The 26,284-nt window shown below is 40.1% G+C and carries 29 protein-coding genes and 1 rRNA gene; 29 read left to right on the forward strand and 1 reads right to left on the reverse strand.

Annotation, left to right across the window (positions count from 1 at the left end; translation table 11 throughout):
• From rrf to rsmI, 12 genes are all read left to right on the forward strand, one after another.
• Nucleotides 1-71 (forward strand): 5S ribosomal RNA (gene rrf / locus ACQKMH_RS26840); the annotation flags it as partial.
• Nucleotides 72-278: 207 nt separating this feature from the next.
• Nucleotides 279-497: a sigma factor G inhibitor Gin gene (locus ACQKMH_RS26845; protein WP_427590331.1), complete on the forward strand. Its 219-nt coding sequence runs from the start codon at nucleotides 279-281 to the stop codon at nucleotides 495-497.
• Between the two features lie 247 nt (nucleotides 498-744).
• Nucleotides 745-2,199 carry an aminotransferase class I/II-fold pyridoxal phosphate-dependent enzyme gene (locus ACQKMH_RS26850; RefSeq protein ID WP_427590332.1) on the forward strand — a complete coding sequence of 485 codons (1,455 nt, stop codon included), beginning with the start codon at nucleotides 745-747 and terminating at the stop codon, nucleotides 2,197-2,199.
• A 39-nt stretch (nucleotides 2,200-2,238) separates the two neighbouring features.
• Nucleotides 2,239-2,877: a dTMP kinase gene (tmk, locus tag ACQKMH_RS26855; protein ID WP_427590333.1), complete on the forward strand. Its 639-nt coding sequence runs from the start codon at nucleotides 2,239-2,241 to the stop codon at nucleotides 2,875-2,877.
• Between the two features lie 94 nt (nucleotides 2,878-2,971).
• The gene (locus ACQKMH_RS26860; protein WP_061440312.1) at nucleotides 2,972-3,301 is read left to right on the forward strand and encodes a cyclic-di-AMP receptor; all 330 of its coding nucleotides are present in this window, start codon (nucleotides 2,972-2,974) and stop codon (nucleotides 3,299-3,301) included.
• A 24-nt stretch (nucleotides 3,302-3,325) separates the two neighbouring features.
• Nucleotides 3,326-3,766, forward strand: coding sequence for a YaaR family protein (locus ACQKMH_RS26865; protein ID WP_427590334.1), 441 nt, complete (start codon nucleotides 3,326-3,328; stop codon nucleotides 3,764-3,766).
• Between the two features lie 8 nt (nucleotides 3,767-3,774).
• Nucleotides 3,775-4,779 carry a DNA polymerase III subunit delta' gene (holB, locus tag ACQKMH_RS26870; RefSeq protein ID WP_427590335.1) on the forward strand — a complete coding sequence of 335 codons (1,005 nt, stop codon included), beginning with the start codon at nucleotides 3,775-3,777 and terminating at the stop codon, nucleotides 4,777-4,779.
• A gap of 1 nt (nucleotide 4,780) precedes the next feature.
• Nucleotides 4,781-5,611 (forward strand): PSP1 domain-containing protein, encoded by an 831-nt coding sequence (locus ACQKMH_RS26875; RefSeq protein WP_230161986.1) that lies wholly within the window; start codon nucleotides 4,781-4,783, stop codon nucleotides 5,609-5,611.
• A gap of 14 nt (nucleotides 5,612-5,625) precedes the next feature.
• Nucleotides 5,626-6,000, forward strand: a complete 375-nt coding sequence (gene yabA, locus ACQKMH_RS26880; RefSeq protein WP_230161988.1) for a DNA replication initiation control protein YabA — start codon at nucleotides 5,626-5,628, stop codon at nucleotides 5,998-6,000.
• A 180-nt stretch (nucleotides 6,001-6,180) separates the two neighbouring features.
• Entirely contained in the window at nucleotides 6,181-6,924 is a 744-nt protein-coding gene (locus ACQKMH_RS26885; RefSeq protein WP_230161990.1) for a tRNA1(Val) (adenine(37)-N6)-methyltransferase, read from the forward strand.
• Nucleotides 6,911-7,171: a GIY-YIG nuclease family protein gene (locus ACQKMH_RS26890; RefSeq protein ID WP_230161992.1), complete on the forward strand. Its 261-nt coding sequence runs from the start codon at nucleotides 6,911-6,913 to the stop codon at nucleotides 7,169-7,171. The genes ACQKMH_RS26885 and ACQKMH_RS26890 overlap by 14 nt, the downstream gene beginning before the upstream one ends.
• 1 nt (nucleotide 7,172) lies before the next feature.
• Entirely contained in the window at nucleotides 7,173-8,054 is an 882-nt protein-coding gene (gene rsmI, locus ACQKMH_RS26895) for a 16S rRNA (cytidine(1402)-2'-O)-methyltransferase (RefSeq protein ID WP_427590336.1), read from the forward strand.
• Nucleotides 8,055-8,116: 62 nt separating this feature from the next.
• Here the strand turns inward: rsmI and ACQKMH_RS26900 are convergent, their stop codons facing one another.
• On the reverse strand, nucleotides 8,117-8,401 hold the full coding sequence (locus tag ACQKMH_RS26900; protein ID WP_230161996.1) for an AbrB/MazE/SpoVT family DNA-binding domain-containing protein: 285 nt from the start codon (nucleotides 8,399-8,401) through the stop codon (nucleotides 8,117-8,119).
• A 619-nt stretch (nucleotides 8,402-9,020) separates the two neighbouring features.
• Between ACQKMH_RS26900 and metG the strand changes: the two genes are divergently transcribed.
• The 17 genes from metG (at nucleotide 9,021) to ssuC (ending at nucleotide 26,274) form a co-directional block, all read left to right on the forward strand.
• Nucleotides 9,021-10,982 (forward strand): methionine--tRNA ligase, encoded by a 1,962-nt coding sequence (metG, locus tag ACQKMH_RS26905; RefSeq protein ID WP_427590337.1) that lies wholly within the window; start codon nucleotides 9,021-9,023, stop codon nucleotides 10,980-10,982.
• Between the two features lie 208 nt (nucleotides 10,983-11,190).
• The gene (locus tag ACQKMH_RS26910) at nucleotides 11,191-11,958 is read left to right on the forward strand and encodes a TatD family hydrolase (RefSeq protein WP_427590338.1); all 768 of its coding nucleotides are present in this window, start codon (nucleotides 11,191-11,193) and stop codon (nucleotides 11,956-11,958) included.
• A 278-nt stretch (nucleotides 11,959-12,236) separates the two neighbouring features.
• Entirely contained in the window at nucleotides 12,237-13,391 is a 1,155-nt protein-coding gene (locus ACQKMH_RS26915) for a G5 and 3D domain-containing protein (RefSeq protein WP_230162002.1), read from the forward strand.
• A 277-nt stretch (nucleotides 13,392-13,668) separates the two neighbouring features.
• Nucleotides 13,669-14,232: a ribonuclease M5 gene (gene rnmV / locus ACQKMH_RS26920; protein ID WP_427590339.1), complete on the forward strand. Its 564-nt coding sequence runs from the start codon at nucleotides 13,669-13,671 to the stop codon at nucleotides 14,230-14,232.
• The gene (rsmA, locus tag ACQKMH_RS26925) at nucleotides 14,225-15,103 is read left to right on the forward strand and encodes a 16S rRNA (adenine(1518)-N(6)/adenine(1519)-N(6))-dimethyltransferase RsmA (protein WP_230162006.1); all 879 of its coding nucleotides are present in this window, start codon (nucleotides 14,225-14,227) and stop codon (nucleotides 15,101-15,103) included. The genes rnmV and rsmA overlap by 8 nt, the downstream gene beginning before the upstream one ends.
• 202 nt (nucleotides 15,104-15,305) lie before the next feature.
• Nucleotides 15,306-16,184 (forward strand): sporulation peptidase YabG, encoded by an 879-nt coding sequence (gene yabG, locus ACQKMH_RS26930; protein WP_427590340.1) that lies wholly within the window; start codon nucleotides 15,306-15,308, stop codon nucleotides 16,182-16,184.
• Nucleotides 16,185-16,496: 312 nt separating this feature from the next.
• Nucleotides 16,497-16,748, forward strand: coding sequence for a biofilm formation stimulator Veg (gene veg / locus ACQKMH_RS26935; protein WP_034316343.1), 252 nt, complete (start codon nucleotides 16,497-16,499; stop codon nucleotides 16,746-16,748).
• A gap of 150 nt (nucleotides 16,749-16,898) precedes the next feature.
• The gene (locus ACQKMH_RS26940) at nucleotides 16,899-17,075 is read left to right on the forward strand and encodes a small, acid-soluble spore protein, alpha/beta type (protein WP_427590341.1); all 177 of its coding nucleotides are present in this window, start codon (nucleotides 16,899-16,901) and stop codon (nucleotides 17,073-17,075) included.
• Between the two features lie 321 nt (nucleotides 17,076-17,396).
• Nucleotides 17,397-18,266: a 4-(cytidine 5'-diphospho)-2-C-methyl-D-erythritol kinase gene (ispE, locus tag ACQKMH_RS26945; RefSeq protein WP_230162012.1), complete on the forward strand. Its 870-nt coding sequence runs from the start codon at nucleotides 17,397-17,399 to the stop codon at nucleotides 18,264-18,266.
• Nucleotides 18,267-18,327: 61 nt separating this feature from the next.
• Nucleotides 18,328-19,152: a pur operon repressor gene (purR, locus tag ACQKMH_RS26950; protein WP_230162014.1), complete on the forward strand. Its 825-nt coding sequence runs from the start codon at nucleotides 18,328-18,330 to the stop codon at nucleotides 19,150-19,152.
• 13 nt (nucleotides 19,153-19,165) lie between these two features.
• Nucleotides 19,166-19,540, forward strand: a complete 375-nt coding sequence (locus tag ACQKMH_RS26955; protein ID WP_230162016.1) for a RidA family protein — start codon at nucleotides 19,166-19,168, stop codon at nucleotides 19,538-19,540.
• Nucleotides 19,541-19,734: 194 nt separating this feature from the next.
• The gene (spoVG, locus tag ACQKMH_RS26960) at nucleotides 19,735-20,031 is read left to right on the forward strand and encodes a septation regulator SpoVG (protein WP_034316332.1); all 297 of its coding nucleotides are present in this window, start codon (nucleotides 19,735-19,737) and stop codon (nucleotides 20,029-20,031) included.
• Between the two features lie 671 nt (nucleotides 20,032-20,702).
• Nucleotides 20,703-22,076, forward strand: a complete 1,374-nt coding sequence (gene glmU, locus ACQKMH_RS26965; protein ID WP_427590342.1) for a bifunctional UDP-N-acetylglucosamine diphosphorylase/glucosamine-1-phosphate N-acetyltransferase GlmU — start codon at nucleotides 20,703-20,705, stop codon at nucleotides 22,074-22,076.
• A 15-nt stretch (nucleotides 22,077-22,091) separates the two neighbouring features.
• On the forward strand, nucleotides 22,092-23,045 hold the full coding sequence (locus tag ACQKMH_RS26970; protein WP_230162020.1) for a ribose-phosphate diphosphokinase: 954 nt from the start codon (nucleotides 22,092-22,094) through the stop codon (nucleotides 23,043-23,045).
• A gap of 317 nt (nucleotides 23,046-23,362) precedes the next feature.
• A complete protein-coding gene (locus ACQKMH_RS26975; RefSeq protein WP_427590343.1) occupies nucleotides 23,363-24,340 on the forward strand; it encodes a sulfonate ABC transporter substrate-binding protein in 978 nt (325 codons plus the stop codon).
• Between the two features lie 13 nt (nucleotides 24,341-24,353).
• Entirely contained in the window at nucleotides 24,354-25,526 is a 1,173-nt protein-coding gene (gene ssuD, locus ACQKMH_RS26980; RefSeq protein WP_427590344.1) for an FMNH2-dependent alkanesulfonate monooxygenase, read from the forward strand.
• Nucleotides 25,495-26,274 (forward strand): aliphatic sulfonate ABC transporter permease SsuC, encoded by a 780-nt coding sequence (gene ssuC, locus ACQKMH_RS26985; RefSeq protein ID WP_427590345.1) that lies wholly within the window; start codon nucleotides 25,495-25,497, stop codon nucleotides 26,272-26,274. The genes ssuD and ssuC overlap by 32 nt, the downstream gene beginning before the upstream one ends.
• The last annotated feature ends 10 nt before the right edge of the window (nucleotides 26,275-26,284 follow it).

The raw sequence follows: 26,284 nt of genomic DNA on the forward strand, positions 1-26,284 counted from the left end.
ACGGCAGTTAAGCTCTTCAGCGCCGATGGTAGTTGGGGGTTTCCCCCTGTGAGAGTAGGACGCCGCCAAGCCATTTTAAAGATCAGCCATCCGGCTGGTCTTTTTTCGTTGAAAAAAAGAAAAACCAGTAGCTATAGTGGGTTTTTCAATTATGGAAACTTTTATAGAGACATACACGTATTGAAAATCTTCATCATACATTGTTAAAAGCAGCCCCGGTTCTCTTAAACTAGTTAAACTAATGTATGCGAACGATGGTTTTTGGGGAGAATGCAGGTATGGAGGTGGAGATGTTGGGAACAACAACAACCAAAACAACGGCAGGGGAATCGTGCGTGGTTTGTGAACAAATAAAAGGGATGGGAATACATCTATATACGACCTTTATTTGTGAAGAATGTGAAAGGGATATGATCGGGACGGATACAAATGATCCCCGGTACAAATATTACTTAAAGCAATTAAGAAAAATCACCAATCCTGAAATATTTTCGTGAAAAAATAGTTTATGGAAAGTTGGAGAGTCAGAGAATGAAGAAATGGATTGTTTCCTCATTCTCTGACTCTTTTTTTGGTTCTTTAGATGAATGCTGCATATCCGGTTTATGTTTTCATATTTTCCCTGCGTAATTGCGTTAAGGACATACATAATGGACTTAATTGCCTTTCTGTCGCCGCAATATGAGATAAATTTGAACTTATTTGATAAAATAATAAAATACTATGATTTGAGGGAAGAGAAAAATGAATCAATCACAGACACCATTGTTTGATGCAATGAGTGATTTTTATAAAAAAAAACCAATATCCCTTCATGTCCCAGGACATAAAAATGGGCAGGTATTCAGTAAAAAGGGCCAATTGCTATATAACCCACTGCTTGGTTTGGATGCTACAGAGATAAGCGGTTTAGATGACCTGCATGCTCCAGAAGGGGCCATTTTAAAGTCTGAGCAACTACTCGCTGATTTATATGGTGTACAGAGGAGTCATTTTCTGGTTAATGGGTCAACCGTAGGTAACATCGCGATGATCCTTGCGGTCTGCCGTGAAGGAGATAAGGTACTCGTCCAAAGAAACTGCCATAAATCGATTTTACATGGTTTGATGTTAGCGAATGTTCAACCGATCTTTTTACGACCGGACTTTTATGAGAAATGGGACATTGCTGGCAGTGTAGGATCAAAGTTAATGGAAGAAGCCTTAGGTGCCCATCCTGATGTAAAAGCTATCATTGTAACCTATCCGAATTATTATGGGCTCGGTGAGGATTTGACCGAAATCGTGAGACTTGCCCATCAAAGGGGAATCCCTGTGCTGGTAGACGAGGCGCATGGCGCTCATTTCCAGTTAGGAAGTCCGTTTCCTAAATCAGCTATATCGGCAGGTGCAGATGCCGTTGTTCATTCAGCACATAAAACATTGCCGGCTATGACGATGGGGTCGTATCTTCATCTAAATTCATCCTTAGTTGCTGCCGATGAAGTATCGTTCTATTTACAAATGCTTCAGTCGAGCAGTCCATCTTACCCAATTATGGGATCGCTCGATTTAGCCAGAGCTTACCTGGCCTCTTTTACATCAGAAGATAAAAATAGCCTAATTAAAAAGATATTAGATTTCAGAGGGGAATTAGCCACTCTACAATCAATAAGAGTATTAGAGGCGCCACCAGGCACTTCAGCAGACCCATTGAAAGTCGTCATGCAGTCAACAAAGGGTTTAAGTGGTTTTGAATTACAGCAGTTGTGTGAAGCCGAAGGGATTTTTACAGAACTGGCTGATCCTAATAATGTGTTAATGATTTTGCCCTTATTAAAGATGGGTACCGATTTTCCTTTTCCTGAAATCGTCCAAAATATAAAAAACGCCACTAAAGACAGAACTGGAAGCTGGAAAGCAAATCAAGTTGTTATCTTGCTTGATGAAAGGAGAATGACGGGGCTTGAAATGCCATACTCCGTCATGAAACAAAAAAAATCGAAACCGGCCGAACTAAGAAGTGCCATAGGTAAGGTATCTGCCGAGATGGTCATTCCTTATCCTCCGGGAATCCCTTTAATTATGTCCGGGGAAATGATTACTGCTGAGCATATAACCAACTTAAGGAGACTGCTTGACATGGGATCCAAATTTCATGGCGGTTCCTCCCTTTCAAACGGAGAATTAATCGTTTATGAAAGCGGTCAGGATGGTTAAAATGATATACTACATACAAAGAACTTTGGAGGTACATCGATGACACGCGGTATTTTTATAACAATGGAAGGGCCTGAGGGTGCTGGGAAAACAACAATCACCCAAATGCTAGGCAAGGCCCTTCAACAAGAAGGCTACCAAGTCCTATTAACACGTGAGCCAGGAGGAGTTCCCATTTCGGAACAAATTAGGGAGGTTATCTTGAATAAAGCGAATACAGCTATGGACTCGAGAACAGAGGCTTTATTATACGCCGCAGCAAGGCGTCAGCATTTAGTGGAAGTCGTCATGCCGGAGTTGGAACGAGGGGGAATAGTCCTCTGTGACCGATTTATAGATAGCTCGTTAGCCTATCAAGGCCATGCAAGGGGATTGGATATAGAAGAGGTTTACAATATCAATAAATTCGCAATTGGAGACATGATGCCGGATGTCACGTTCTTTTTTGACATCAACCCTGAAGAAGGATTGAGGCGCATCCAATCCAATGGAGAACGGGAAGTAAACCGGCTGGACCTTGAAGCACTGGACTTCCATAAAAAAGTATATGACGGGTATCAGTACATTATAAATAGATGGAAGAACCGATTCATTATCGTGGATGCAGGCCGTACAATTGATGAAGTTTTTGAAGAATCGAAAGCCGGCTTGCTAAACATTTTAGAAAAAAAGTTTTAATTACCATATTATTCAACCGGATACTATTCCGGGCATGGACTAGTTGTTATAATAGAGATATGAAAGAATTCAGAGTAACCGGAGGATGATGAGAATGAAAATGATCATTGCTGTCGTTCAAGATAAGGATAGTCATCGGCTGCTGAATGAATTAGTAGAAAATAATTTTGGAACAACCAAGCTTGCCAGCACTGGCGGGTTTTTAAAATCAGGTAATACGACATTTATGATCGGTACAGAGGATGAACGTGTTGACCAAGCTATCCAGATCATCAAACAAAATTGTCAATCACGATCCCAGTTAGTGTCACCTGTTTCACCGATGGGCGGGAATGCCGAGTCCTACGTACCTTACCCAGTGGAGATACAAGTAGGTGGTGCAACCATATTTGTACTACCGGTTGAAAACTTTTTACAATTTTAACGGTTAGCTGCATGGAGGTTCATTATGAAAATCAACCATGATATCCCCATTAAGTTAGATAAAGCGAGACAAGATGCCAAACAGTTCCAAACAGGAAACGGGAGATTTCAACAAATGGTCCAGACACAGGATCAAAAAATGCAAATCCAAACTTTAAACCGTTTGATAGGCGACATTGAAGGGGCTGGCCAGCGTTTAGTTCGGTCACGTACTTTTAGGGAATTGGCAAAATATAAAGCATTAGTGAAACGGTTTGTTAAGGAAGCGGTCGATTATGGACTGGTATTGAAGCAATCGACGAGCTGGAACCAATATGGTCAAAGTCGGCCATTGAAAACCGTGGAAACGATAGATGCAAGACTAGTCGAATTAAGCGAGGAAATTCTTAATAAAGAGAAAAGCTCGCTTGAAATATTAGAAATGATTGGTGAAATTAAAGGGCTTCTGATTAATTTATATACGTAAGTGAGTTGATGGTTTTGGATAAAACATGGCAGGATATGAGTCAAATTCAGCCACAGGTAATGACGATGCTGCAAAATAGCATAACGAAGAACAGAGTCGCTCATGCGTATTTATTTGAAGGGGAAAAAGGGACAGGTAAACAAGATATAAGTAAAACCTTTGCCAAAAGCTTACTATGCGAAGCACCAAAAGCAGGTTATGAGCCATGCGAACTTTGCAGGAATTGCAAGCGGATTTCAAGTGGAAATCATCCTGATGTCCATTTGATAGAAAAGGATGGTCTCTCAATAAAGAAGGAACAAATTAAAGAGCTTCAAGAAGAATTTTCGAAAAAAAGCGTAGAGGCCGATCGAAAGGTTTATATGATTGCCGATGCGGACAAAATGTCGGTTGGGGCAGCCAACAGTCTATTGAAATTTTTAGAGGAGCCCTCGGCCGATACGGTGGCAATATTGATGACCGAACAGCTTCAGAGGATTCTGCCGACTATATTATCAAGGTGCCAGGTGATTTCGTTCAAGCCATTATCCCCGGAGAATGTGAAGCGGAAGCTGGTAGAACAGGATTTAGAGCCACAGCTTGCTGCGGTTATCGCGCATATAACACAGAATGTGGAAGCCGGAATCGAGCTAAGCAATGATGAATGGTTTGTACAAGCTCAAAAAATAGTGGTAAAATTATATGAAGTGTTAAAACTCAATTCATTGAAGGCATTGTTGTACCTTCAGACGGATTGGTTTCCACACTTCAAAGAAAGAGAACAGGTTGACAGAGCTCTTGATTTGTTACTTCTTATATATAAGGATTTATTATACATTCAGTTGGACAAAAAGGACTTCGTTGTGTTCCAGAATAAACTGAAGGAATTTGAAACTCACGCTCTTCATCTTTCCCCAAGACGCCTTGCTGAACATATGGTGTGTATTTTGGAAGCAAAAAGAAAGCTGATGTCCAACACGAATCCACAGCTGTTGATGGAACAGCTTGTGCTGAATTTGCAGGAGGGATCATGATTTGTATGATGTTGTAGGTGTCCGTTTTAAAAAAGCGGGCAAAATATACTACTTTGATCCGGGTGAATTCGCTATTCCTAAGGACGATTTTGTAATAGTGGAGACTGTCCGCGGTGTTGAATTCGGTAGAGTTGTTACAGCCCGTAAACAAGTAGATGAAAACGATGTTGTCCTGCCATTGAAAAAGGTGCTACGGGTCGCTGATGCAAAGGATAAGCTTATTGTTGATGAGAACAAGGCAGCTGCAGAAGAGGCTTACTCTATATGTTGTCAAAAAGTCGTTGAGCATAAGCTGGATATGAAGCTAGTCGATGTGTCATATACTTTTGACAGAAATAAAGTCGTATTTTATTTTACAGCGGATGGTCGCGTGGATTTCCGTGATTTAGTTAAAGATTTAGCTGCCATATTCAGAACTCGGATAGAACTGCGCCAAATTGGGGTAAGGGATGAGGCCAAGATGCTTGGTGGCATTGGACCTTGTGGCAGAATGCTTTGCTGCTCCACATTTCTTGGAGATTTTGAACCCGTTTCCATCAAAATGGCGAAGGATCAAAATTTATCATTAAACCCTACAAAAATCTCAGGGTTATGCGGTCGATTGATGTGCTGTCTGAAATATGAAAATGATGAGTATGAAAGTGCGAAGGAAATGCTTCCTGATTTAGGTGAAATGATTAATACGCCTGGTGGCAAAGGCAAAGTAGTGGGGCTTAATATTCTAGAACGCGTACTTCAGATTGAACTAATCGAGCAGGAAAGAGTATTAGAGTATACTCTAGATGAGATTCTAAAAGAGGGAGCCGTTTCTATTCAAGCCACAGATTATTAAGGTGGTGGGAGAGCGTGGATAAGAAAGATATTTTTGAGTCGGTGACCAATATGGAAACCCAGATAGGCCAATTATATAAGCAGCTTGGAGAATTGAAGCAGAACTTAGCTGAAATTCTTGAGGAAAATCAGTCGCTCAAGCTGGAAAACGAGCACTTGCGTAATCGGTTAGGCCTTGTGGAAGTCGAAACTGCGCCTGCTACAGTAAAGGTTAAACAAAAGGTGAAAAACCGTACTGCTAGTGCGGACAAGGTTATGGATATCGGGGAAGGCTATGATAATTTAGCCCGTATCTATCAAGAAGGCTTCCATATTTGTAATCTGCATTTCGGCAGTTTACGAAAAGAAGGAGATTGCCTGTTCTGTTTATCTTTTTTAAATAAGAAGTGATAATGGAATAATATAAAAGAATGTTCCATCTCTTTTACGTGATAGATAGACCGTTTACAATATATAGTGATTCGGGGTCTGACGCATACTATGAGTCAGGCCCCTTTTTTGTACGATACAAATGTCGAAGCATGGGCCCTAAGCATGCTTTTTCTATACATAAATAGGAGGGTAACAGCAATGGTAGAACTTAAAGGAGACGAACGCCTGGATTATCTATTGGCCGAGAATTTAAGGATCATCCAGAGTCCATCGGTGTTCTCTTTTTCATTAGATGCCGTTTTATTATCGAGGTTCGTGAATGTTCCGATTCAAAAGGGGAAAATCGTGGATCTTTGCTCGGGGAATGGGGTCATACCATTGCTGCTGAGTACAAGAACGAAAGGGACAATTACGGGTGTTGAGATTCAAGAGCGTTTATATGACATGGCCCAGAGGAGCATGGACTATAATGGCGTATCCTCCCAAATCGAGATGGTTCATGGAGATATAAAAGAGATTCCAAAGCAGATTGGGTATAGCAAATATGATGTGGTTACTTGCAATCCACCCTATTTTCCGACGCCATCAATCGAGGAAATAAATAAAAATGAGCATTTTGCAATTGCCCGGCATGAAATCATGTGTAATCTTGAGGACGTCATGCGTGTTTCAAGTCAGTTGCTTCGTCAAGGTGGGAAAGCGGCATTCGTTCATAGACCTGGCCGCCTGATGGATATCCTGCGTTTGATGAGGATGTATAGGATTGAGCCGAAGCGACTGCAATTCGTTTATCCCAAAAGCTCGAAAGAAGCAAATACGATTCTTATTGAAGGGATAAAGGATGGGAACCCTGATTTAAAGATTCTTCCTCCCCTTGTCGTGTATAATGATCAAAATGATTATAATCCTGAAATCAGAAGGATTTTGTATGGAGAGGAATAAGCATTATTTTTATGTTTTGAAATGCAGGGACGGCAGCTATTACGCTGGGTATACAAATAACTTGGATCGTAGAATAGATGCTCATAATCAAGGCAAGGGGGCAAAGTATACGCGAGGGCGGACCCCGGTTGAATTGATTCATCATGAAATATTTGAAACCCAGACATTGGCCATGCAGGCTGAATATCAGTTTAAGCAACTGACAAGAAAACAAAAACAAAAGTGGATGGCAAAGGAGGATACATGATATGTGGCAGCAAAAGAGTTTTGAAAAAGAGGGATTGGAGCCAGCTCTATATCTGGTTCCTACGCCGATAGGAAACCTTGAGGATATGAGCTTTAGGGCTTTAAGAATCTTAAAGGAAGCGGATGTCATTGCTGCTGAGGACACGCGAAACACAAAGAAATTATGTAATTACTTCGAAATTTCGACACCTATCGTCAGTTATCATGAACATAATAAGGAATATAGCGGGAAGCAGATGCTAGAGAGGCTTCGATCAGGAGAGGTCATCGCATTGGTAAGTGATGCTGGTTTGCCGACGATTTCCGATCCGGGATATGAACTGGTTAAGGATGCGATTGCTGAGCAGTTTAAAGTCATACCGTTGCCGGGGGCAAATGCTGCATTAACGGCATTGATTGCATCGGGACTCGCTCCACAGCCTTTTTACTTTTATGGATTTTTACAGCGGGGTGCTAAGGAAAAAAAGCAAGAACTGGAAAAGTTAAAAAAGGTTGAATCGACATGGATCGTTTATGAATCGCCACATCGTTTAAAAGAAACATTGAAACATATGCACGATATTCTAGGTGACCGCCGTATAGTATTATGCCGCGAATTAACTAAGAAATTTGAAGAGTTCATTCGGGGGACGGTAGGTGAAGCATTGACGTGGGCGATGGAATCCGAGATCCGTGGTGAGTTCTGTTTAATAGTAGAAGGTGGGCAATGGTCGGAGGACGAATCAGAAGAAGTATGGTGGATGGCCCTTGATTTAGTCGGTCATGTTGACCATTATGTAGAAAACAAGCAGTTCAGTTCAAAGGATGCAATCAAGCAGGTGGCAAAAGATCGAAATATACAAAAACGTGATGTGTATCAAGCGTATCACATTGATATGGAATAAGGTTTACGATGGTAAATAAGCAAAAAAAACTTCCGAAGTCGGAAGTTTTTTATTTATATCACTTATTTAGAAGTAGCGAAGTTTTGTTGAATTTCTTGGATTAGTAATTCAGCACCTTCACGACTAAGAATCAATTTACCATTAGCAAGTGTAAGGTTGTTATCGGAAACTTCACCTGTAACTTGGCAAGTCATGTTTGGTTTGTATTTTTTCAAGATGATGCGCTCGTCATCAACATAAATTTCAAGAGCGTCTTTCTCAGCAATTCCCAATGTACGACGAAGTTCAATTGGAATAACGACCCGGCCTAACTCATCAACTTTACGAACAATACCTGTAGATTTCATATTGAAAATTCTCCTCTCAGATTACAATCTAGTACCCTATTTCTATTTTTTTCGTCAATATTCGACAAATTTTTTTATAAATATATAATACCAGCCATTCCCAAATACGTCAATGATTTATTTTCATTTTTTTGTAAAAAAAGAGTATGGCTGCATTTCCAAGGAACAAAAAGGGTTATAAAGAAAAAAAAGCGACCATGTCTTTGTAAATTTTAAAAATAATAGGCTACAAAGAACTACTCGCTTCACCACTATTCGACAAACTGTGCATGTAAGAATATCCTTCTCCTACTCTATTATATGACTAAATACAATTTAGTTTCAAAACAAAAGTTCTGAATTAAGGATAATTCTTCAAAAAAGCTATAACTTGTGAGTTGTTGCACAAAAAATGAATTTTAGGTATATTTTGTTGAGGTAAGAGGTAATGCTGACATAAGGGATGTTTACCCTTAAGCTTAATTGAGATTTTTATTCTATTAACATGGTGATTTGATTAGTGATTATTGTCGCATAGAATCGTATATAGCGTTAAAATAGAGATAATAGCTTTAAATATAGACTGAAGGTTTTTGGCCAGTCCTAAAGCCAGTTTTTCAAACGATGAGGAGGGAACGAAGTGCAAGATAAATTAAAAACATTTTATATCACGACACCCATATATTATCCGAGTGGTAATTTACATATAGGGCACGCGTATACGACAGTGGCAGGGGATGCCATGGCTCGTTATAAAAGGATGCGTGGCTTTGATGTCATGTATTTAACGGGCACTGATGAACATGGTCAAAAAATCCAGCGCAAAGCCGCGGAAGAAGGAATCACACCGCAGCAATATGTGGATAATATCGTATCGGGGATTAAAGAGCTCTGGGAAAAGCTTGATATATCTTATGATGATTTCATTAGGACAACAGAAGATCGTCATAAAGAGGTTGTAGCGAAAATCTTCAAAAGGCTATTGGATCAGGGTGATATATACTTGGACCAATATGAAGGGTGGTATTGTACACCTTGTGAATCTTTCTTTACGGAACGTCAGGTGGAAGAAAGCAATGGAAACTGTCCAGATTGCGGCAGACCGGTTGAAAAGGTAAAAGAAGAGTCTTATTTCTTTAAGATGAGTAAATATTCGGATCGATTACTGAAGTTTTATGAGGAAAACCCGGATTTCATTCAACCGGAATCCCGCAAAAACGAAATGATCAATAACTTCATTAAACCTGGACTGGAAGATCTGGCCGTTTCCCGTACGACGTTCGATTGGGGCATCAAGGTGCCAGGTGATCCGAAACATGTCATTTATGTATGGATTGATGCATTGACCAATTATATAACGGCATTAGGATATGGCACGGATAACGATTCTAAATACTTGAATTATTGGCCTGCTGATGTGCATCTGGTCGGAAAGGAAATAGTTCGCTTCCATACTATTTATTGGCCGATCATGTTAATGGCTCTGGATGTACCGCTTCCTAAGAAAGTCTTTGCCCACGGCTGGCTTCTCATGAAAGATGGTAAAATGTCCAAATCAAAAGGAAATGTAGTGGATCCTGTTACATTGATAGATCGATATGGCTTGGATTCTTTACGCTACTACCTATTGCGTGAAGTTCCCTTTGGTTCTGATGGAGTATTTACACCGGAGGGCTTTGTAGAACGAATCAATTTTGACCTGGCAAATGATTTAGGGAATTTATTAAACCGGACAGTGGCAATGGTCAATAAGTACTTTGATGGTGTGATTCCAAGTTACCAAGGATCGAATGGCGAATTCGAAAAGGCTTTGCTTGAAATGAATCAAGATACGGTAGGCAAGTATGAAGAAGCCATGGAAAACATGGAATTTTCAGTTTCGCTAACATCCATTTGGCAACTTGTGAGCAGAACTAACAAATTCATTGATGAAACTCAGCCATGGACTCTTGCTAAAGATGAATCAAGGAAAGAAGAGCTTGCTAGTGTCATGGTGCATTTGGCGGAATCATTACGCAGGACTGCAATTCTTTTGAAGCCTTTCTTGACGCAAACACCTGAAAAAATCTTTGCACAGCTTAACATCAAGGACGATGTTTTAAAATCTTGGGATAGCTTAGCGGAATTCGGTCAAATTCCTGCTGAAACAAAGGTTTTGAAAGGCGAGCCTATCTTCCCTCGTTTGGACATGGAAGAGGAAGTTTTATATATTAAAGAACAAATGCAGGGTGGAGCCCCTAAGGCCGAGGAAAAAGTGGAAGAGACTATTCCAGAGGTTGATGAAATCACTATTGATGACTTTACAAAAGTGGAGCTTCGTGTTGCCCAGGTCATGGAAGTGGAGCCGGTAAAGAAAGCGGATAAGCTTCTTAAACTGCAGCTTGATTTAGGCTATGAGAAACGTCAAGTCGTATCAGGGATTGCACAGCACTATAAACCTGAAGATTTAGTAGGCAAAAAAGTAATTTGTGTAACGAATTTAAAACCTGTTAAGCTGCGTGGCGAGCTCTCTCAAGGAATGATTTTGGCAGGCAGCCAGGATGGAGTACTCTCAGTGGCTACAATTGATTCAGCGATTCCAAATGGTTCAAAGGTGAAATAAACCCATAAAAACATAAAGGTGTTTCATATGAAACATCTTTATGTTTTTTTCTTTATGCTTTTGGATAAAGTACATGATTATAGGTTTGTTTTTTAGGTTTACAGTTACCTGTTGGGCATATAGGCCCTCTGTAATCTTTTTGTTACCTAAATGTGAAACATAAAACTTTCTATTTTTTATAAAATAGTGCTAGAGAGGAAGAAGAATAATGTTATTCGACACACACGTTCATCTAAATGCGGAGCAATTCAACGAGGATCTGGAAGAGGTCATCGAAAGAGCTAAGGAAGCAGGAGTGAATAATATGGTAGTCGTTGGTTTTGACCGGCCTACCATTACAAAGGCGATGGAATTAATAGAAACTTATGATTTCATGTACGCCGCAGTCGGATGGCATCCTGTGGATGCTATAGATATGACAGAAGAGGATTTACTATGGATTGAGGAATTATCCAATCATCCAAAGGTTGTGGCCATTGGTGAGATGGGACTTGACTATCATTGGGATAAATCACCGAAAGATGTTCAAATGGAGGTTTTCAGGAAGCAAATCCGGTTGGCGAAAAAAGTGGGGCTGCCCATCATCATTCATAATCGGGAAGCGACCGCGGATATCGTGAACATATTAAAGGAAGAAGAGGCATCTTTGGTGGGAGGCATCATGCATTGCTTTAGCGGAAGTGCGGAAACAGCCTTGGAATGTATTAATATGAATTTCTATATTTCATTGGGAGGCCCCGTTACCTTTAAAAATGCAAAAAAACCAAAAGAGGTGGCAGCAGCCGTACCTTTAGACCGGTTATTGATTGAAACAGATTGTCCATATTTAGCGCCCCATCCTTATAGAGGGAAACGTAATGAACCTTCCTATGTGAAGCTTGTTGCAGAACAAATTGCTGAAATCAAACAACTCCCGATAGAGGTAATTTCCCAAGCAACAACGGAAAATGCCAAGAAATTATTCGGCATTAACTGACAGTTTTTTTTACAATATCCCCCGGGGTTCGCTAGCTAAAATCGCATTTTTTAAGATTTCTACAAATCTCACACCATTTATAGGGGTATTATGTCGAGAAGTCGCCCTTTCCTTTTCAATGCGGAATATGCATAATAGGTAGTAATTTCCTAAATGAGAAGTGAATGGGTTGACAGCTTGATAACTATGTCTATATAATCACCGGGAGGAAGGAGGAGTTTTTCATTCTATTAAAAACTATGAAAAACCTTATTCCCAAACCTTTTGGGAAGAAGAGAATGGCAATTGCCATATGCAGTGCGATTCTTGTTTCTACAGCATTGGGAATACTAATCTATCAAGGAACAAAGCATACAGTTACAATAATGCTAGACGGAAAAAAACAGGTAGTGCGGACACACGCATCTACTGTAAATGATATGTTGAAAGATTTAGAGATTACCGTTCAAGCCGCAGACTATGTCCACCCATCAAGAGACAGCAAGGTTGATGATAATTTAGAGGTGGTCTGGAAGCCTGCGCAAAAAATCGTCATGGTTGAAGATGGTAAGGCAAAGGAAGTTTGGTCAACTACCGATACGGTAGGCGAACTTTTAAAAGAACAAGATCTTAATATAAAGGATCAGGATAAGATCACGCCTTCCAAAAATACGAAGCTGGAAGCGAATATGGAAGTTGCCATAGATAAAGCCTTTTCACTGAAATTAGTGGTAGGCGGAGACGAAAAACAGGTATGGTCAACTTCGACTACTGTCGCTGACTTTTTAAAGCAACAAGGAGTAAAACTCAATGATTTGGATCGAGTTGAGCCAGAATTAGCCGAAAAAGTTGAAGCGGAGAATACGGTAAACGTAATTCGAATTGAAAAAGTCACCGATGTAGTGGAAGAACCAGTTGACTTTGCTGTCATAACTAAAAAAGATGACTCCTTATCAAAAGGGAAAGAGAAAGTTGTCAAAGAAGGAAAAGACGGACTCATTTCTAAGAAATATGAAGTTATTAAAGAAAATGGCAAAGAGGTCAAAAGAGAATTACTTTCAGAAAAAGTAGTTCATAAAAAGCAGGATAAAGTTGTAACGGTCGGAAATCAAACGACGGTTGCCCAAGCATCACGCGGAGTAACCAACGTTAGTTCTACAAATGGAAAAGAAATATATGTATCATCAACAGCTTATACTGCAAGTTGTAAGGGCTGTTCCGGTGTCACGTCTACAGGCGTGGATCTTAAGAGTAACCCAGGTGCGAAAATCATTGCTGTCGATCCAAGCGTAATTCCTTTGGGGTCGAAAGTCTATGTAGAGGGATATGGCTATGCAGTAGCTGCTGACAAAGGCGGAGCAATAAAGGGAAATAGGATAGATGTCTTCTTTTCCTCAAAAAATGATGCATATCGCTGGGGTGTAAAGAAAGTAAAGGTTCGCGTATTGAACTAATAAGGTTTCTCTCGCAGGAGATGAATTCGTCTCCTGTTTTTTGACGTTTTATTTTCCATTTGTTGAAAAACCCTATGTAAAACTGTTTTAATAGGATAGACGTATCATTATTCCATAAGAGTTCATTATAGGCGTTTGAATTTTCATAAACGATTTTGACTGGATTTACTTACCATCCTACAAGTTTAATAAGAAAAGGGTGGGTATCTTTAGGGGGACCAGTTACATTTATTAAGAGCTAATCAAAGCGCTTGCGCTTTTCTGTATGGAGGAAAATATGAAAAAGATTAAAGAAATTATTGTTGTAGAAGGTAAAGACGATACAGTAGCGATAAAAAGGGCTGTTAATGCTGATACAATAGAAACGAACGGTTCTGCTGTGAATGAATCCTGTATCGAGCAGGTAAGACTTGCACAAGAGACACGAGGAGCCATCATTTTCACAGATCCTGATTTTCCTGGTCAAAAAATCAGGAATATAATTTCAGAACAAGTAAAGGGCTGTAAACACGCCTTTTTAACGAAGAAGGAAGCCCTTCCTAAGTCAGGTAGAGGGATAGGTGTGGAGCATGCTTCCCCCGAGGCCATTCGTAATGCCTTGAAGGACGCACAATTAATGGATGAAGAGGCTGCAGAAGAGATTTCACAGCAGGATTTAATAGATGCAGGTTTAATTGGAGGATCAGGTGCCAAGGAACGAAGGGAAAGACTTGGATCTATTTTGAAAATCGGATTTACGAATGGTAAACAGTTATATAAGAGACTAAAAATGTTCCAAATATCAACTGAGGCTTTTTATGAAGCAATGGTACAGATAAATCAGGAGGAAAAACATGAATAAGGATATTGCAACCCCTGTCAGAACGAAAGATATACTAAAGAAGTACGGATTCTCCTTTAAAAAGAGCTTAGGCCAAAACTTTTTAATTGATACGAATATCTTGAAGCGTATTGTCGAACATGCAAATTTGACAGAGGAAAGCGGCGCCATTGAAATCGGACCTGGGATCGGCGCATTGACGGAACAACTGGCGAAAAGCAGCAAAAAGGTTACGGCCTTTGAGATCGATCAGCGTTTACTGCCCATCTTATCGGATACACTGTCCCCTTATGACAACGTGAACATCATTCACGGAGATGTTCTAAAAGCGGATGTTAAGAAGGTCATTGAGGAGGAATTCGCTGGCTTTTCGGACCTGATGGTTGTTGCAAATCTGCCTTACTATGTCACGACACCCATTATATTAAAGCTATTATCTGAGGATCTTCCCATTAGAGGCATCGTGTGCATGCTGCAAAAGGAAGTCGCCGATCGAATTGCCGCTAAACCTGGGACAAAGGAATACGGTTCTTTATCCATTGCCATTCAATATTATACCGAAGCGGAAACAGTGATGATCGTGCCCAAAACGGTATTCATGCCTCAACCTAATGTCGATTCAGCTGTAATACGCCTTACTAGACGAGTTAAGCCAATCGTTGAAGTCCTGGATGAGGATTTCTTGTTCACTGTGACCCGGGCGAGCTTCGCGCAGCGCCGGAAAACGATTTTAAACAACTTAACCAGTCAGCTGCCAGATGGTAAATCGAAAAAAGAACTCGTACTTGCTGCTCTCGAAGCTTCGGATGTGGATCCATCCAGACGCGGTGAAACACTGAGCATAGAAGAATTTGGCCGCTTAAGTGATGCGTTATTGCCAAATTTTAAATGAAGAAGAAGTAAAAAAGTCAAAGTCGGAACGGGATCACTCCCAGCTTCCGGCTTTTTTTGTTCTGGATATGCCTTTCATGAATGGAATGTAACTAAAAATGTAGTCAATCCCCACCTTTCACCATTCAAGAATGGTTCGCATAACTTAAGAATGAAAATAAACTAGGGCGGGCTGAAAATAAGTCTTCTCATGGGGTGGGGCCATGAATATTCAAATAAACGATATTGTTGGTCGGGTTTCTTATAAATGCGACCTGGTGTTCCGGGTAATTGATATCCGTGATGTAGATGGAAGACGTGAAGCGATTCTTTATGGGGAAGATTTCCGATTGATTGCAGATGCACCTTTTCAAGATTTAATGCTCATAAATGATAATGAAAGAAGTGACCGACAAAGGTCCAATGAGGTATTACAAGAACAATCTTACCGCTTATTAACACAAGATCTTGAGCTGCAACAACAAAAAAACGGATATCAATCCAGTAATGGTTACCGGTATAGCGGTGAATATTTTCAGATACCAGGCAGGGTCCTCCATGTTGATGGGGATGCATCTTACTTAAGGAAATGCCTGGATCTATATCAGAAATTCAGTATTCCAGTCAATGGTGTCTATTGCAGTGAAAAAGAAATGCCGCAAAGAATCGGCGGGCTGTTGGATCATTACAGGCCGGATATCCTTGTTGTCACAGGGCATGATGCCTATTCAAAATCAAAAGGACCAATGTCCGATATCAATGCTTACCGTCACTCTAAGGACTTTGTACAGACAGTTAGAGAAGCGAGAAGGAAGGTTTCACATTTAGACCAATTGATAATATTTGCAGGAGCTTGTCAATCTCATTTTGAGTCGCTTATCCAAGCTGGGGCAAATTTTGCAAGCTCCCCTTCCCGTGTTAATATTCATGCTCTTGATCCAGTATATATTGTCGGAAAGGTAAGCTTTACGCCTTTTACTGAGCATATTCATGTATGGGATGTCCTTCGGAATACATTAACGGGAGAGAAGGGGTTAGGCGGAATTGAGACAAAAGGTGTGTTACGGACCGGGCTGCCTTTCAAGCCATTTCAGGAAGAATGAACGAGCTGCATTTTGAAAGAATGCAGCTTGCTTTTAACATGTCGGAATTCGGATATACTCAAAAAAATCGAGTTTTTTTGAGGAGTAACGACACTAAATGATGTTTTAATTACGAAAATTCAGCTTGATTAAAATGAAATAGTTCGTTTACATAATTTTTCATTTCCCAGGATATAATAAAATTGTTCGCGATTTTGCCGAATTTTAGATAAAAATATATTGACTACATTTTTAAGTGCTGATATAATTTATTATTTTGTTTGCGTATATTTGTGAATTGTGATATACTTAACTTAGTGAGGTGGACCGAAAATGCCAAAAACTCTAGCTGATATTAAAACTGCACTTGATTCAAACCTAGGCAAAAGATTGCTTTTAAAAGCAAACGGTGGAAGAAGAAAGACTGTAGAACGTTTTGGAACTTTGGCGGAAACTTATCCGGCTGTTTTTGTAATTGAGCTCGACCAAGATGAAAATGCGTTTGAAAGAGTATCTTACAGCTATGCGGATGTTTTAACGGAAACCGTGGAACTAACATTTTTAAACAAACAACAAGAGATGTAACTTAGACGAGGCAGTGAACAATTATGTTTGCTGCTTTTTGTTTTGTATAAATTACCTGTGCGGACCAATATAGGCTTAAAAAGGATGTAATGAAATAGCGTATGATGCAAACACTAGGCATGTGACAGCATGTGAAAGGGGTTGTTTCGCTTGAGCAGGAAAAAAGGGATTATGTCAGATGGTCTTAAAGAAGAATTGGCAAAAGAACTTGGATTTTACGATGTTGTCCAAAAAGAAGGCTGGGGAGGAATCCGAGCCAGGGACGCAGGTAACATGGTAAAACTTGCTATCGAAAAAGCACAACGCCAATTGGTGAACAAAGAGTAAGATAACACTTAATTGTATCATGCTGTCCTTGTGAATGAAGCCGGACTCTTTATACAATGTATAGCACTATTCATTTTTGCTTACATTGTAGATAAGGAGTCTGGTTTTTTTATGTATCGGTAAATGCTATATGGGTATGTAGCAGGTCTTTTGGGGTGCAGGAACGAGTGGCTCTCCCATGTACCTACATGTGTCTATTCTCCTCTAAAGGTCAATCTTAGCTTGAATACATTGAAATTACGATGAAAAAACCTTTAGAATATAAACAAATATGATAGAATAGGACAAGAACTTTTAAGAACGTTAAAGTAGGTGGACATATTGAAGCTTATGGAAAAAGCCCCGGCTAAAATTAATTTGGCTTTGGATGTGCTTTTCAAACGGCCTGATGGGTATCACGAAGTGGAAATGATCATGACGACAGTCGACCTTGCCGATAGAATTGAACTAAAGGAAATAAAGGGAAACCAAATTAAAATTCTATCCCATAATCGATTTGTTCCGGATGATCATCGGAATTTAGCTTATCAAGCCGCTTTTATACTAAAGGAACGTTTTGGGATCAATAAAGGTGTTTCTATAACTATAGAGAAAAATATACCCGTAGCAGCGGGACTTGCTGGTGGAAGCAGTGATGCCGCAGCTACCTTGAGAGGCTTAAATAGACTGTGGAAGCTTGGTCTTTCCATGGATGAGCTTGCGGAAATAGGAGCTGAAATTGGCTCGGATGTGTCATTTTGTGTCTACGGAGGAACGGCATTGGCCAGAGGGCGCGGGGAAAAAATTACGCATCTTCCTGCACCGCCAAAATGCTGGGTCATTTTGGCCAAACCGACAATCGGTGTTTCTACGGCCGATATATACAAAAGGCTCCAAGTATCAAAAATGGAGCATCCGGATGTACCTGGAATGATTTCGGCTATTAACGAAAACAGTTACGAGGATGTATGTCAGGGTTTGGGCAATGTTCTAGAGCAAGTGACATTGCAGTTGTACCCGGAAGTTGCGAATATTAAAGATCAAATGAAGACATTTGGAGCAGACTCGGTCTTAATGAGCGGAAGTGGTCCGACCGTGTTTGGTTTAGTGGAACATGATTCGCGCATGCAAAGAATTTATAACGGACTTCGGGGATTCTGTGATCAAGTCTATGCGGTTCGCTTATTAGGTGATCGAAACAACCTTGAATAGATACGTACATTAGTGGTATAGTTGCATTATAATATTCGGAATTCACAAAGGGGGTGTCTCAATGAAATTTCGTCGCAGCGAGAGGCTAGTCGATATGACCAATTATTTATTAGAACATCCAGGGGAACTTGTTTCGCTGACATATTTTGCTGAAAGGTATAGTTCGGCAAAATCATCGATCAGTGAAGATTTGACAATCATCAAAGATACCTTTGAACAACGTGGGATAGGATCTTTAACGACCGTTCCAGGTGCAGCGGGCGGAGTGAAGTATATTGTTTCCATCAAGGAAGATGAAGCCAATGCCTTCATTGACGGATTATGCAAAACAATTGCCAGTCCCGAAAGGTTACTCCCTGGCGGCTATCTATATATGACAGACATATTAGGGCATCCACAAACCGTGAATAAGGTTGGAAGGATAATCGCTTCCATGTATGCCAAAAAGAATGTCTCAGTCATAATGACAATGGCAACTAAAGGTATATCATTAGCATACGCCGTGGCAAATTATTTGAATGTTCCAGTTGTCATTGTAAGAAGGAATAATAAAGTAACGGAAGGTTCCACAGTGAGCATCAATTATGTTTCTGGATCTTCAAAAAGAATTCAGACCATGGTACTCTCTAAAAGAAGTTTGGTTGAGGGTTCGAATGTATTGATTGTAGATGATTTCATGAAAGCTGGGGGTACCATTAATGGTATGGTCAGTTTATTGGATGAATTTAAGGCAACAGTTGCCGGAATTGCGGTTCTGGTCGAATCAGAACATACAGAAGAATGTCTTGTCGAGGACTATGTTTCATTAATCAAGTTGACGCAGGTGGTTGAAAGAGACAAAAAAATCAATGTCAGCCGAGGAAATTACTTTTTGAAAAATGAATAGGGGGAATCATTTCATGAAAACGATACATACGAATGAAGCACCGGCAGCGATAGGCCCATACTCACAAGGCGTGATCGTCGATAAGTTATTTTTCAGTTCAGGACAAATCCCACTTACTGCTTCTGGTGAATTGGTAACGGGCAATGTTAAGGAACAAACACACCAGGTCTTTCAGAATCTCCAAGCTGTATTGAAAGAAGCGGGAGCCTCATTAGAATCGGTTATTAAAGCTACGGTATTCATTAAAAGCATGGATGATTTCGGTTCGATTAATGAAGTTTACGGTGAATATTTTTCTAGTCACAAACCTGCCCGCTCTTGTGTAGAGGTAGCACGACTTCCTAAAGATGTACTAGTGGAAATTGAAGTGATTGCGCTCGTTAAATAAACGGGCGTTTTTTTTGTGCTTTCAGGGGGAATTCATAATGGATGATTTTTCAGTAAAAAAAGGGTGTTTTCTATTATTTTTGAAAACTAGGCTGAATTTTCTAAAAAACTTACAGATAATAGAAGGAGTTCACGTTTTTTTGTTGAATATGTACTTTAAGTTTTAACAACAACAAAAAGGGATGGTGAGCTTAAATGGAAGTAACTGACGTAAGATTACGCCGTGTGAATACGGACGGTCGTATGAGAGCTATCGCATCAATTACACTGGATAATGAATTTGTGGTTCATGATATTCGTGTGATCGACGGAAACAATGGTTTATTTGTAGCAATGCCAAGTAAACGAACTCCAGATGGAGAATTCCGGGATATCGCTCATCCTATCAATTCATCTACACGCGGGAAAATTCAAGAAGCTGTCTTAACAGAATATCATCGATTGGGAGAACTTGAAACTGAACTAGAGGAAGCTGGAGCTGGAGCTTCTTAATTGACTATACTTTCAACCTTTAAATTTATAATTCGTGCACCTAGAGCCTACTTCATAAGTAGTGCTCTTTTTTATTTTATTCGGAAAGGAGCGGTATAGAACATATCACTTTTTTAGACAAGTTACGACTTATTTGGGTTAAAATGTAATATCCGCGATGGTATCTTCAAAAGTTTAAATACCCAATCTTTTTATTTTTCAAACCCTTTTAAACGTCTTGATTTTAAAATCTTTGTAAGTGCGATTACGTGATCAATATTAATGAAGGTCGCCTTATCATCTAGTCATGGAAATAAAGTGGAGAAGCTAACCAGATTTCGGAATGGGGGTTTGCGATGGATGCATTGCTTCTTAATGGTATCCACACAGGGCATTAAGCGATACAAGCAGTGATTTGGAATAGTGGGGGGCACGTTGTTGTAAGGGGGAGAAGGAGGGTTTCTGTAATTATGTTCATACTCGAAAAACATCGCAACAGTCATATAATTATTATTTGAGTGGTTCGTATAATCCTAAGAGTCCCATTAATAATGTTAGTAAGTCTGTTAAAAATGGAAATTTTTTTACCTAAGCTGTTGACAATAATATGTACTTTTAATTGTTACCTTGAAAAGAATCACTATTTGAGATAATATTTTTAGTGGATAAAAAGGTAAATATGGAGGCCTGTTATGAGTAATCGCTATGCAATAGTATTGGCCGCTGGGCAAGGTACTAGGATGAAATCTAAGCTTTATAAGGTTTTGCACCCTGTTTGCGGAAAACCAATGGTACAACATGTTATCGATCAAGTCAAACAACTTCAAATAGAAGATATTGTAACAGTCATCGGCCATGGGGCTGAAAAAGTTCAAGAACAACTTGGTGATTCATGCAAGTATGCCTTACAAGATCAGCAATTGGGTACGGCACATGCTGTCATGCAAGCGGAAAGCGTTTTATCCGAAAAAAGTGGCACAACCCTTGTCATTTGCGGAGATACGCCTTTGATTAAAGCTGAAACGATGGAAGAGCTTATAGCATTGCATGAGCAAAGTCAGGCGAAAGCAACAATCTTAACGGCATATGCAGATGACCCGACTGGCTATGGAAGAATTCTTCGCAGTGAAGACGGCTTTGTAAAAAAAATCGTCGAGCATAAGGATGCCTCTGATGAAGAAAGATATGTTAAGGAAATAAATACCGGTACATATTGCTTCGATAACCAAGCTTTATTTAGCGCGCTGAAAAAAGTTTCAAATGAAAATGTCCAAGGAGAATATTACCTACCGGATGTTATTGAAATTTTAAAACAAGAAGGCGAAATAGTGACGGCCTTCCAATCGAGTGATTTCGAGGAAACGTTAGGCGTAAATGATCGAGTGGCTTTATCACAGGCTGAGCAAATTTTACGGAAACGCATCAATGAATCACATATGAGGAATGGTGTAACGATCATCGACCCGCTTACTACGTACATTGAAGCAGATGTGCAAATAGGACAGGATACGGTCATTAACCCTGGGGCATGCATAAAAGGGAATAGTATTATCGGGCAGGATTGCTTGATTGGTCCGAATTCTGAAATCAGTAATTGTGAAATTGGTGATGGAACGGAAATCCTCCAATCGGTCGTTCATGAAAGCAGTATTGGAAGTTCCGTAAAAATCGGTCCTTTTGCACATGTTAGACCTCATTCTGATATCCGGGATTCCGTAAAAATCGGTAATTTTGTAGAAATTAAAAAGACCATTTTTGGCAAAGGAAGCAAAGCCTCTCATTTAAGTTATATTGGTGACGCAGAGGTTGGAGAGAATGTTAATATAGGCTGCGGATCTATTACCGTAAATTACGACGGGAAAAATAAACATTTGACGAAGATTGAAGACAATGTCTTCATAGGCTGCAATTCTAACCTTGTTGCACCTGTGACGATTGGAGAAGGGGCATATGTAGCTGCAGGGTCAACCATCACACAAGATGTACCTCAGGAAGCTCTATCCGTTGCTCGGGCTCGTCAAGTTAACAAAGAAGATTATGTGAATAAATTGAAATTTAATAAATAACCGACGGAGGTCATCATGTCAAATCAGTATTTAGATCCTAATTTAAAAGTATTCTCTTTAAATTCAAACTTTGGTTTAGCTCAAGAGATTGCTGCTGCAATCGGTGTTGAACTTGGTAAATGTAGCGTAACAAGTTTCAGTGATGGTGAAGTTCAGATTAACATTGAAGAAAGTATTCGTGGTTGTGACGTTTACGTGATCCAATCAACAAGCCAACCAGTCAATGAAAATTTAATGGAACTTTTAATTATGATCGATGCTCTTAAACGTGCTTCAGCTAAAACGATTAATATTGTTATGCCATATTACGGTTATGCCCGCCAAGACCGTAAAGCACGTGCCCGTGAACCAATTACAGCTAAACTTGTTGCAAACCTTTTAGAAACTGCTGGTGCCCACCGTGTCATCACATTAGATCTTCACGCGCCGCAAATTCAAGGTTTCTTCGATATTTTGATCGATCACCTTGTTGCTGTTCCAATTTTAGCGGATTACTTCAAAGAAAAAGATTTAAGTGATATTGTCATCGTTTCTCCTGATCATGGTGGTGTGACGCGTGCCCGTAAAATGGCAGATCGCTTAAAAGCACCGATTGCCATTATCGATAAACGCCGCCCAAGACCGAATGTGGCTGAAGTCATGAACATCATCGGTAATATTGAAGGCAAAACAGCGATCCTGATCGACGACATCATCGATACGGCAGGTACTATTACACTTGCGGCAAATGCACTTGTAGAGAATGGTGCTAAAGCAGTGTATGCTTGTTGTACACACCCAGTCCTTTCAGGTCCTGCCATCGAAAGGATTCAAAATTCAACGATAAAGGAATTGGTCGTGACTAACACGATCGCCCTATCGGAAGACAAGAAAATCGATAAAATCAGTGGACTTTCTGTAGCACCTTTGATTGCAGAGGCAATTATTCGTGTCCATGAGGAACAATCAGTCAGCACATTATTCGATTGATAAAAATTAATAGACTTAACCTTAACATGGCGGGCCTTTGGGCTCGCCATGTTTTTGGTTCAAAGACGCAATATTTTGAAAATATTTAATTCTTAGTTGACAGGTGTGAATACTAATAATAAAATGATGGTACAAATAAATTTCATCTTTATGGAATGAAGAAAACTCTTGGAATTCATACATACTGAACGCCGATCGGTCCACCGAAGGCTCCTTTCACTTACCACTGAACACTAGGCATCTTTTTGCCCTATTGTCCTTTTGGTGAAGAAAAGGAGCTTTTTATTTTTATATAAATTTGAGAAGGGTGTGCAAATATGAAAAAACGAAATGTAGTGCTGTTGTCCATTCTTAGCATCTTCATGCTGATATTAAGTGCATGTGGGCAGGAAAAAAACAGTTCCAAAAGTGTTGACGCAAAGGAATCCGATAAGACGATCCGAATCGGTTATCAAAAATTCGGGACATTAAATATTTTAAAATCAAAAGGAGAGCTGGAAAGCCATTTAAAAGAAGTGGGGTATACGGTCGATTGGACTGAATTCCCTGCAGGCCCTCAACTACTTGAAGCCTTGAATGTCGGCAGCATTGATTTTGGGCACACAGGGGAGGCGCCACCGATATTTGCACAAGCAGCCAATGCACCACTTGTCTATATTGCTAATCAGCCGGCAAACCCTTCGGGAGAGGCTATAGTCGTGCAAAAGGATTCACCCATTAAAAATGTGAAAGATTTAAAAGGTAAGAAGGTTGGCTTGAATAAAGGTTCAAATGTTCATTACCTATTGGTCAAAGCGTTAGAGGAAGCAGGTCTTACTCTTGATGACATTCAGCCAGTCTACTTGCCACCTGCTGATGCGAGGGCTGCTTTTGAAGGAAACCAAATCGATGCCTGGGTAATATGGGATCCATTTTTATCGGCGGCGGAATTGGAACTTAAAACGAAAACGATTCGGGATGGAGAAGGGCTAGTGGCGAATCGTGAATTCTTTTTGGCAACTGATTCATTTGCCGAGAATGAAGAGGCTTTGAAGATCATTAAAGAAGAACTGATAAAAGTTGATAAATGGATTGAAGGAAATCCAACGGATGTCGCTGAGTTTTTATCTCCGGAAATTGGAATAAGTGTGGAGGCATTAGAAAAAACATTAAAAAGAAAAGATTATGGGCTTGAGGAGATTTCCAGTACGGTTTTGGATGATCAACAAAAGATTGCCGATACATTTTTTAATCTTAAATTAATTCCAAGCAAGATTAATGTTCTAGATGCATCTGCAGATGCTAAAAAAAATTAAGGGGGAAAATAATATGAAAGTATTTTGGTTTTTGCCATCACATGGGGAAAGTCGCTATTTAGGATCGACAAAGGGAGGGAGAGCGATTACACTTCCTTATTTAAAACAAATAGCACAGGCAGTCGATCATTTAGGTTTTGAAGGGGCTTTGCTTCCAACAGGTCGTTCCTGTGAGGATGCTTGGGTAGTGGGTTCTTCATTGATTTCTGCAACGGAAAGAATGAAATTTTTAGTTGCGATTCGTCCAGGTTTAATGTCGCCAACCTTAGCTGCACGTATGGCTTCAAGCTTCGACCGGTTGTCGAATGGCCGTCTTTTGATCAATGTTGTAACTGGGGGGGACCCAGTCGAATTGGCAGGGGATGGCGTGTTTCTAAATCATAAGGAACGCTATGAGCAAACAAATGAATTTCTCGATATCTGGAGAAAGGAAATGTCTGGTGAGAGTGTGGACTTTGAAGGGGAGCACTTAAAGGTGGAAGGTGGAAATATTCTGTTGCCACCTGTACAAAAACCGTACCCACCGCTCTATTTCGGAGGTTCATCCGATCCAGCCATCGATATATCGGGTAAACATATTGATGTCTACTTGACTTGGGGTGAGCCGCCGGTGCAAGTGGCTGAAAAAATTGAAAAGGTACGTAAAAAAGCAGCAGAGTATGGACGTGAAGTCAGATTTGGCATTCGCATGCATGTCATTGTAAGAGAAACGGAAGAAGAAGCTTGGGAGGCAGCGGAGGAACTCATTAAATATGTGGATGATAAAATGATTGAAAATTCACAAAAGATTTTTGAACGATTTGATTCAGTGGGACAAAAGAGGATGTCGCAACTTCATAATGGAAACAGGGATTCACTCGAAATCAGTCCAAACTTATGGGCAGGTGTAGGTCTTGTGCGCGGTGGTGCCGGTACAGCACTAGTCGGAAGTGCAGAAAATGTTGCCGCTAGAATGAAGGAATATGAAGAAATCGGAATAGAATCTTTTGTTTTATCCGGGTACCCTCATCTAGAAGAAGCGTACCGTGTGGCGGAATTATTATTCCCTTTGCTCCCTGTCGAACAGCTGGAAGTTCCCGTTTCGAAAGCGACGAGTCCATTCGGGGAAATACTGGCAAATGACCACTACCCTACAAAAGGAAGTGAAAAAGAAGATGCAGGCAAAGTTAAACAAAAAGTTCAATAGGTTTTCCCTCATATCTTGGATCGTACCCATTCTACTCTTGGTAATTTGGCAGCTGCTGTCTTTGTGGGGAATTCTGTCGGAACGGATATTACCCGCCCCGACTGAAGTCTTTCAGGCTGGCGTCGCTTTATTGAAAACAGGGGAACTTATAGATTACATTGGCATCAGTGCCCAGCGGGCCTTCATCGGCTTTTTAATCGGCGGAATTATTGGTTTTGTACTAGGGTTGTTAAATGGGTTATCATCCATTGCCGAAACATTATTCGATACTTCACTTCAAATGTTGCGTAATATACCGCATTTAGCGTTAATACCGCTTGTAATCTTATGGTTTGGTATAGAAGAAGAAGCGAAAATATTCCTTGTCGCCTTAGGAGTTCTATTCCCTATCTATTTAAATACATTTCATGGCGTGAAATCAGTGGATAAAGGTTTAATTGAAGCGGCGAGGGTTTATGGGTTAAATGGTTTTTCTTTATTCTGGAATGTGATTCTCCCTGCTGCCTTTCCATCCATTTTGGTGGGTGTCCGCTTCTCCCTTGGAATCATGTGGGTCACATTAATTGTTGCAGAAACAATATCCGCTAATTCTGGAATTGGATATATGGCTATGAATGCACGGGAATTCATGAGGATGGATATCGTTGTACTCAGCATTCTCTTATATGCTTTATTAGGAAAAGTATCGGATGTTTTTGCCAAAATAGTTGAAAAAAGATGCTTAAAATGGCATCCATCATACCAATGAGGAGGCCTTT

The sequence above is a fragment of the Peribacillus sp. NPDC097895 genome, assembly GCF_050277555.1.
In the GTDB taxonomy this organism is placed as follows: domain Bacteria; phylum Bacillota; class Bacilli; order Bacillales; family DSM-1321; genus Peribacillus.